Annotated in this window: 8 protein-coding genes; 1 reads left to right on the top strand and 7 read right to left on the bottom strand. The window is 42.0% G+C overall.

The features are described 5' to 3' along the window. Positions 1 to 569, top strand: a 569-nt coding sequence (locus BA81_RS19640; protein WP_034280712.1) for a BclA C-terminal domain-containing protein, incomplete at its 5' end; no start/stop codon positions are given. Positions 570 to 590: 21 nt separating this feature from the next. On the opposite strand, the gene BA81_RS04465 is transcribed toward BA81_RS19640, so the two are convergent. From BA81_RS04465 to nirB, 7 genes are all read right to left on the bottom strand, one after another. Next, positions 591 to 1151 carry a CatB-related O-acetyltransferase gene (locus tag BA81_RS04465; RefSeq protein ID WP_034280709.1) on the bottom strand — a complete coding sequence of 187 codons (561 nt, stop codon included), beginning with the start codon at positions 1149 to 1151 and terminating at the stop codon, positions 591 to 593. A gap of 64 nt (positions 1152 to 1215) precedes the next feature. Continuing rightward, positions 1216 to 2583 (bottom strand): MATE family efflux transporter, encoded by a 1368-nt coding sequence (locus tag BA81_RS04460; protein WP_029708164.1) that lies wholly within the window; start codon positions 2581 to 2583, stop codon positions 1216 to 1218. 25 nt (positions 2584 to 2608) lie between these two features. After that, complete coding sequence (dacB, locus tag BA81_RS04455) at positions 2609 to 4093, bottom strand: D-alanyl-D-alanine carboxypeptidase/D-alanyl-D-alanine endopeptidase (protein ID WP_034280704.1); 1485 nt, start codon at positions 4091 to 4093, stop codon at positions 2609 to 2611. A 126-nt stretch (positions 4094 to 4219) separates the two neighbouring features. Next, the gene (locus BA81_RS04450; protein ID WP_034280701.1) at positions 4220 to 5194 is read right to left on the bottom strand and encodes a pectinesterase family protein; all 975 of its coding nucleotides are present in this window, start codon (positions 5192 to 5194) and stop codon (positions 4220 to 4222) included. Positions 5195 to 5282: 88 nt separating this feature from the next. Then, complete coding sequence (locus tag BA81_RS04445; protein WP_034280698.1) at positions 5283 to 5984, bottom strand: DUF421 domain-containing protein; 702 nt, start codon at positions 5982 to 5984, stop codon at positions 5283 to 5285. Between the two features lie 66 nt (positions 5985 to 6050). Continuing rightward, complete coding sequence (gene nirD, locus BA81_RS04440; protein ID WP_024422642.1) at positions 6051 to 6374, bottom strand: nitrite reductase small subunit NirD; 324 nt, start codon at positions 6372 to 6374, stop codon at positions 6051 to 6053. A 23-nt stretch (positions 6375 to 6397) separates the two neighbouring features. Continuing rightward, positions 6398 to 8809: a nitrite reductase large subunit NirB gene (nirB, locus tag BA81_RS04435; RefSeq protein ID WP_080701158.1), complete on the bottom strand. Its 2412-nt coding sequence runs from the start codon at positions 8807 to 8809 to the stop codon at positions 6398 to 6400. Positions 8810 to 8849: the final 40 nt, after the last annotated feature.

Below are 8849 nucleotides of genomic sequence, written 5' to 3'. Positions count from 1 at the left end.
GATCTACCGGTCCTACTGGTGCCACCGGTATTAACGGATCTACCGGTCCTACGGGTGTCACTGGTATTACTGGACCTACCGGTGCCACGGGTATTACTGGACCAACAGGTCCTACTGGCGTGACAGGTGTCACTGGGGCTACTGGAACAGGTGGTTTTACAGATACAGCACTTTATGCTGCTAATAGTTCTGGCCCTACCATCGTTACTGTAGCAGGAGGAACGAATATTCCTTTGCCAAACTTTCAAAACATTACTGGTTTTACAGCAAACGGCACAAGTACTGTTTTTACCGTTCTGCAAACTGGTAAATATTATATTACGTATCAAATCAACACCACTACAGCTCTTTTGATTAATACACGTTTGCTTTTAAATGGAACAACTACTATTTCTGGTTCTGTTCAATCACCTGTTATCTCAACTTCATTAATCAACAACACTGTTATTGTTAATTTAACAGCTGGTAATACCATCTCACTGCAGTTTTTTGGGGCGGTTGTCACAGCTATTTTAGTTGGCGGAGGTGGTGCTGCTGGAGCAGCCTTGACCATCATACGTCTTAGCTAAACTAAAAAAAGAAAGGCTTTTTCAGCCTTTCTTTTTTATGTCTTCTATTACATTTATACACTGTTCAATATCATACGATTGCAAAAGATGAAAAATAGATTGGATGATTGAAAACTCTAAATTCCACCATTCTAATAACTGCAGTTTTTCGATTATTTCGGATGAAAATCGATATTTCATGAGCTGCTGGGGATTTCCTGCGGCAATTGCATATGGCGGCACATCTTTTGTGATCACACTATTTGCCCCGATCACGGCCCCGTTTCCTATACATACTCCTGACATAATCGTCGCACCATATCCAATCCATACGTCATGTCCAATATGAACATCTCCCTTCGATTTGGGATGTCCTTTAATATGGGCAGCTTCTTTAAAAATTTGATTAAACGGATACGTTGTGACCCAATCAGTACGGTGTTCCCCGCCTAGAAAAATTTTCACTTCGTTTGCGATAGAACAAAACTTTCCAATATGTAATGTCGTTCCTTCCCCCCACGTCAGCACTTGGAAATCTGGTCCGGCATAAGAAAAGTCACCGATATTGTGCGAGCTCAGTTCATTTCTTTGATTCAAAAACATAGAAGATTCGGCCTCCTTAAAAGTGAGAGATCTTCGTATGTATATGCTGTCTTACACCTTTACATTATGATTGAACAAGCGCTACAATTTGTTTTTTCTTCCATACGAGCTGATAGTAGCTGTATTGGAGGAGTAAGTTTACAAAGAAAGCTGCAGGGTAGCCAATCCATATTCCTTTAATGCCAAGGGATGTATAGTGTGATAGCACATAAGCGACTGGTACTTCTACAAGCCAAATGGAACAAATACTAAAGATCGTCGGCCAAAGAACCGTCCCGCTTGCTCTCATTGTGGCTGCAACAATTTGGGCCGTTCCAAAAATGAGATAGCTCCATAGTGTAATGACGACCAAACTATAGGCGATGTCTATCGTCCCAGGATCTGTTAAAAAGATCGATAAAATCTGAGGCGCAAAAATATAAACGAAAATGATGATGCATCCGCCTATGGCGAAGTTAAGCCCTAACCCAATTTTAATGACATCTTTCAGTCGATTCATATTTCCTGCGCCAATGAATTGAGCTGCAAAGATCGAGACCGCAATGCCAAGGCTCACTGCCGGCATCTGCACATAACTCACGACTTGATTGACAACACCATAGGCAGCTGTTGCCTGTGATCCATAATCGTTGACGAAAGAAATAACGGCAATTTCTGATAAAGAAATGAGGATCATATTAATGCTTGATGGGATACTGAGCTTTAATAACGTTTTTAATAGATCTCCTTTCATCAATAAATGCTTTCTCACCGATGCATCAATGCGAAGCGGGTGCTTTGTCTTATATAAGTAGATGTGTAGAATGATAAATGTCACAATTGTTGAAATCACAGAAGCATACGCAGCGCCGTATAAGCCGAACGCTGGCAGTCCCAGCCATCCAAATAATAAAATGGGCAGCATCAAAATATTCGTTGCCGTACTAATCATTAAGAAATAAAATGGCGTTTTCGAATCCCCTGTCCCTCGCAAGAAGGTCGTATAAACAAAATAAAGAAATAAGATCGGCATTGAGATGAATAGAATTCTAGCATAGCCCGCACTTTCCTCCACGATATTGGCGGGTGTTCCCATAAGGTTTAAGATGTCTGTTGCGAAAAAACCTCCAATGATCGCTAAAGATACTCCGATCAAAAAAGTGAATGAAAGCGTTGTGCCAATAATTTCTTTTAATTTCTGTTCATTTTTTGCTCCATACGCTTGTCCAATAAGGATCGAGCTTCCCGATCCAATTCCAATGGAAAAAGAAACGAGTAAAAAGAAAAGCGGAAAGAATGCAGAAATGGCAGCTACTGCATCCTCTCCAATCCATCTTCCGACAAGAACAATAGACACTAATTGTCCGATCGATTGCAAAATATTACTTAGCAAAAGCGGGATGAGAAAAATGGACATGGTTTTTACTAAAGATTGATTATTATCTAACGTCATGATGGTTCTCCTTCTCTCTCTAAATCTAAAGATTCTCAGCTAGTATGCTGACAATACGGTCTTCTATCTCTTTCCCATTTTCGTCATCAACAAGGTGATTTAATAAGATGGAAAAAGCGAGCGTTTTCCCGCCCTGCGTGTCAATATATCCAGAAAGTGTGCTGACCGTTGTTAACGACCCTGTTTTTGCACGTACTTTTTCTAGTGTAGCTGGTTCCTTCAATCTGTTCCTTAACGTTCCCCCCACCATTCGTTCACTTGCCCCTGCTAAAGGGAGCGCATGTTCATAGGTTTTAAACCATTTTTCCTTTTGAATGTTTGTCAAAAATAAAGTGAACTGGTTAGCAGAGACAAGGTTAATAGGTGATATGCCCGATCCGTCACGCAGCACTGCAAGCGAAGGATCGATGCCAAACGCAGGAAGCCGTTCATTCATGACGTCCAGCCCAGCTTCAAAGCTCCCTTTGTTCTTCACTTTTTTCCCTAGTTCCTTTAGCAAAATTTCTGCATGGGTATTGTTGCTTAATTTCATCATAGGAACAAGCAGCTCAGATAATGGCATCGATGTATGGGAGGCAATTTTTTTGGCTTTTTTAGGAACTTGTTTTGATTTCAGCGGTCCCTTTACTTGAATCCCTTCCGCCTTTAACGCTCGTTTCATTAAGTCTAAAGCATAGGCGGACGGATCCCATAAAGCTACCCATTGTTTAGATGAGCTCGCTTTAACCGGAATAGTCCCAGTCAACGTAATCTTGTTGGTTCCGTGAGAGCGCTTAAAAGAGATTTTCTTTTTTTCACCTTCTGGAACTGTTTTCACTTGATTGATGACTTGAGCGACATCCGTCTTTGGGATCATATCATATGCGGCTTTCTGTCCTGCTTTTTTTCCTGGTTTTACTTCGAGAATCACGGTCCCTGCATCATAATCTTGATTCGGTGAAGCCGTGAGAGCAGAAATTTGTGCCCCGTAATATTGATCCTCATCACTCCAAGGCAGGTCAATGGAGTATCTCGTGTCATCAAACCAAGTGTCATCTGCCGCAAGCTGCCCGCGAATGGTATGTATTCCGGCCTTTTTGACTTGTTTGGCAAGTGCTGCAAAATCCTCCTCTAATAAAGTCGGATCGCCGGTGCCGCGAAGATAAAGGCTGCCATGTAGCGTTTTCTTTTGAATGGAACCATCCATCCAGATGTCTGTAGGGAATGTGTGTGTTTCTCCAAGTATATCAAGTGCGATGGCTGATGTGAGCAGTTTCATATTAGAAGCAGGAGTAAGACGAATATCGGCTTGATGTTCATAAAGAAGAGAGGTGTCAGAAGTATCGCGGACGCTGATGCCAGAGATCGCGCCCTCTAAATCAGGTGCTGTTCGTATGAATTCGTCTAAAGCTGTCATCCATTGAAGTGAATCGTCACGAGCTTTGAGTTGTTCATCTTTCGCTGAAAAAGGGAGAAATAAAATCGACAGGATACATATTTGTAAAAACATGAGCTGTGAAAAACGCTTCACGCAATCCCTCCTTTTTGTTGCAGCCAATTTTAGAAGAATATGTTCATTATACACAAAAGAACGTTTGTTCTCAAAGGTTTTTTAAACAGAAAAGTCAGCTTTCTTTGACGAAAACTGACAAGCCCCTTACCTCTTTTCTGGATTCCAGCCATCGGTTCCGCGAAGAACAGCCTGAACCGTGATTTGACTTGCTTCATTTTGGGTTAAAATGGTTGACCATTTTACGCGGTTTGCTGGACTGCTTCCCGCTCCTGTCGATCCAAATTCTTTATATCTGGCCGTTCTTTCATTGTCACGGTTATCCCAGTTATGCCATCCCTCTGCTTTCACATGATCATCCATTTTTGTATGAAGGAATGTTACAGCCGAATGAGGTCTCCACGGACGTCCTAAATAAACCGATTGCGCAGCTGCCGTCCCCTTTTTCAGCGTAGAGTCCATGAATACATAGCCGTACCTTTGCGCTTCTGTTGTGGATGCTGCAGTAATATACCCATTTCCAAGGCTTTTTATTTCAGCTCTTTTAAACACAGCTGTGGCTGATCCAAAAATAAAATCGACCGTGCCCTCAATATAGCAGTTTTCATAATATTGCCGCCCTGTGCCTGTTGCATAAAGTGTATCTTGATAGCCTAACACGCGTATTTGCTTGAACACAGCCCGGTCGCCAGACACATACAGCGCAACTGCCTGACCAGCATGTCTGCCAGCTGTATTTTGAAAGGTGATATTTTCTGCATAAAAATCGTTTGCACGAATCATTGTGCTTGAGCTGTTTGTTGTACTCCCAGTGCTTGCGTTTGTATCATCATACGTAAGGATCGTCTTGTGCTGGTTTTCGCCAATAAAGGATACGTGTGGTTTATTTTGCGGAAGCAAAATTTTTTCTTTATATACGCCATTTTTAATATAGATCGTTGCCGGTTGTTGATTGTTTGCTGGAATCGCATCAATGGCAGACTGAACGGTGCGGTATGTCCCGCTTCCCTTTTGATCAACGACAAGAACGCGGTTATGCCCGGCTTCTGCTGCTTGAAGTGAAGCGAAGTCAAAAAGAAAGAAAGACAAGACCATAACAATCCATACGTTTCTATATTTCATCACATATCTCCTCCTCGTTTTGTGAACGTTTTCATCAAACATTCTTTTTGATCCTATTCCATACACGCACAAAAAAACACCCACGTTTTTATGTTGTGGATGTTTTTTTAGACTTTTCATATTGCATCGCATAAATCCCTTCATTTTCAATCCATTCACAAAATAGAACGTCTCGATAAGAGGAAATATGCTGCTTTTTTAATTGCTTATTCAGCCAGAATTCATCAAAGCCGGCTTCTTGTAAATCATCTTTTAAGATTTCGCCGTCAATAATAAATGTTCTAGGCAATTTCACTTCTTTTCCCTTCACGTTCACATCTTCTGCTGTGGCTGGCGCGTATTTCATTTTCGGAAGAACACTGACAGAACCGTCCGTTTCCAAAATGGCATATTCAATTTCATTCAGTGCAAAATGGCCTTTTGCGCGAACCAGTGTCTGCAGCTGATTGATATCAAGCATATTCTTCTTTAACCGATTGTAGTGAATCTTCCCCTTATCAATCACAAGAGTAGGTCTTCCTTCTAAAAAAGCGCGAATGGATTTAAAGCGCTGTGAAAGCCATTCAACTGTATAAATAAGTACGCCCCATACCGCAACAGCAAATAAAATGTGCTGAACCCTGACTTCTGGGTCAAAAATGGCGTTTCCGACCATTTCGCCTAAAATTAGTGCAGAAATAAAATCAAACGGTGTGATTTGTGCAAATTGTGTTTTCCCTAATAATTTTGTAATAAAAAATAAAGCGAAAAATCCGATTAAGAGTTCAATCAAAATATTAACGAACGGCACAAAAATTCCTTCCTTTCTTGCTGCATTTATATACAGCATATACATGAAAGGAAGGATCTAAACCATTTATGAAGGCAATAAAATAAAGACATTGTCCCCTTCAACGAATGTTTCATATGTTTTAACGCATCCGTGATCTGGTGCTTGCACGTTTCCTGATGAAAGATCAATTTTCCAATCATGCATTGGGCAGAAAACGTGATTCCCGCTGACCATGCCTTCAGCCAGAACGCCGCCTTTATGAGGACAGCGGTTTTCAATGGCTTTGAACTGCTTATTAGAAGTTTGAAAAACAGCTAATTCAAGTGTACCGGCTTCAACTGTTTTACCTAGCTGGAGCGGAAAATCTGATAGGGTGCCAATGTGAACTTTAACAACTGAAACTGTCATATGATCTCATCCCTTCAATTGATTTATACGGAAGCCGTCGCTTTTTGAAATAATTGTCTCGTGTCTTTTTGACTCTCGCGAAGCTCCTGCCAAGGCTCTTCATATGTTGAAAGCGCAATGTCCATTCTTTCGATTAAGGCTGCTCGTTTTTCATCATCCAGGAGTACTGATTGAATATGATCTAACCCAAGTCGCTCAACCCAAGCAGAGGTTCTTTCTAAATAATTTGCCGTTTCTCTGTAATATTGCAGGTATGCTGCGGCCATTTGCTCTACTTCTTCTGCTGTACTGACCTTCATTAATAAATCTCCAGCCCGCAGGTGTGTGCCGCCATTTCCGCCGGCGTACAATTCAAACCCCCCATCTATCCCCACAATACCGAGGTCTTTAATTCCGGACTCTGCACAGTTTCTCGGACAAGCAGAGACGGCCATTTTTACTTTATGCGGTGTCGCAAGACCTTCAAATTTCTTTTCAAGTGCAATTCCAAGAGCCATGGAGTCCTGCGTGCCGAACCTGCAAAATTGTTCTCCAACACATGTTTTAACTGTTCTTAAAGATTTTCCATATGCATAACCCGATGGCATATCTAGATCCGCCCACACTTTAGGTAAATCTTCTTTTTTGACACCTAGAAGGTCAATACGCTGACCACCAGTCATTTTCACAAGCGGTATTTCATATTTGTCGACGACATCGGCTATTTTTCTCAAGTCATTTGCATTGGTGACGCCGCCGTACATTCGCGGAACAACTGAATAGGTGCCATCGTTTTGAATATTGGCGTGCATGCGTTCATTTACAAAGCGTGAGCTCTTTTCATCTTTGTATTCAAGTGGATGAAGCATGCCTAAATAATAATTCAGTGCAGGGCGGCATTTTGAACAGCCCTCTTCTGTATTCCAGTCAAGTACATTCATCACTTCTTTGACATGCTGCAGCCCTTTCTCTTTGATTTCATGAATGACTTCATCTCGTGAAAGGGTAGTGCAGGCGCAGATGGTTTCTTTTTGGGCTGTCCGGCTTGCATCCTCACCTAGCGTATGCCAAAGAATCTCTTCGACAACAGGCTGACAGCCTCCGCAAGATCGTGAGGCACTTGTACATTGCTTGACTTCCTGAAACGTTGTTAAGCCTTCTTTCTGAATGGCTTCCACAATCTGCCCTTTTGACACGCCATTACAGCCGCAAACGATATGGTCGTTTGCCATGCTGTCAATCGTGCTTTCTTGCGCCGGATCATTGGAGGTTAAGACAGATACCTTCTCCATATCCGACATATCTATTCCTTCTTTAATGTACGAGAATAAACGAGGTCCGTCGCTTGTTTCTCCAAACATGACGGCGCCTACTAATCGGTTTTGCTGGAAGACGAGTTTTTGATAGATGCCTTTTTGTTCGTCAAAAATCTTAATCGCTTTTTTCTCATCGTTTTCAATAAAATCACCAGCTGAAAATACATCAACTCCTGATACTTTCAGCTGTGTTGACAGAACAGAGCCTTCATATGGAGCAGGGTTCAAGCCGCATACATGCTTGGCAAGTACAGTCGCTTGATCGTATAAAGGAGCAACTAATCCGTACGTTTGTCCCCTGTGTTCCACACATTCTCCGACGGCATAAATGCCCGGGACACTTGTTTCCATAAAATCATTGACGATAATCCCACGGTTCACTTCAAGCCCGCTTATTTCTGCAAGCATTTTACTTGGTTTAATTCCCGCAGCCATGACGACTAGGTCTGTCTCAAGTGTAGTGCCGTCTGAAAATGATAATCCTTCTACTCTTGTATCTCCTAAAATCTCATTTGTCTGTTTTCCTAACAGGAATTTCATCCCCTGTTCCTCTAATGCTTTTTGAAGAAGCTGGCCTGCAATAGGGTCTAGCTGGCGTTCCATTAAATGAGAGCCGAGGTGGATGACATTCACTTCCATGCCTAAGTTTAATAGACCGCGTGCTGCTTCAAGCCCAAGGAGTCCACCTCCGATGACTGCTGCTTTTTTGTACATAGTAGAGGCATTGACCATTTCCTCAGTGTCTTGCAATGTACGAAAAGCCGTCACGCCTTTTTTATCACTCCCTGGAATTGGAAGGATGAATGGAAGTGACCCTGTTGCTAAAATTAATCGGTCATAATGCACGGTCCGTCCTTGATCACTGGTGACTGTTTGGTTCTCTGTATCGATCTTCACTATGGTCTCGTTTGTAAACAGCTGAATATCATGCTCATGATACCAGTTCCAATCGTTTAACGTAATATCTTCGACCTTCGTATCCCCTTGAAGCACTTTCGATAAAAGAATTCGGTTATAGTTAGGATGCGGTTCAGTCCCAAATACCGTCATGTCGAAACGTTCGCCGTCTGTTTTTAAAATGTTTTCAAGGCTTCGAATGCCGGCCATACCGTTCCCCACTAATACGAGTTTTTCTTTCATGATAAAACACCCCTCATGTGATCATTTTTTAGAAAGTACC

This window comes from Bacillus safensis FO-36b (assembly GCF_000691165.1).
GTDB classification, from domain to species: domain Bacteria; phylum Bacillota; class Bacilli; order Bacillales; family Bacillaceae; genus Bacillus; species Bacillus safensis.
The sequence above is the reverse complement of the archived record's forward strand: the minus strand, read 5'-3'. Positions and strand labels throughout refer to the sequence as shown.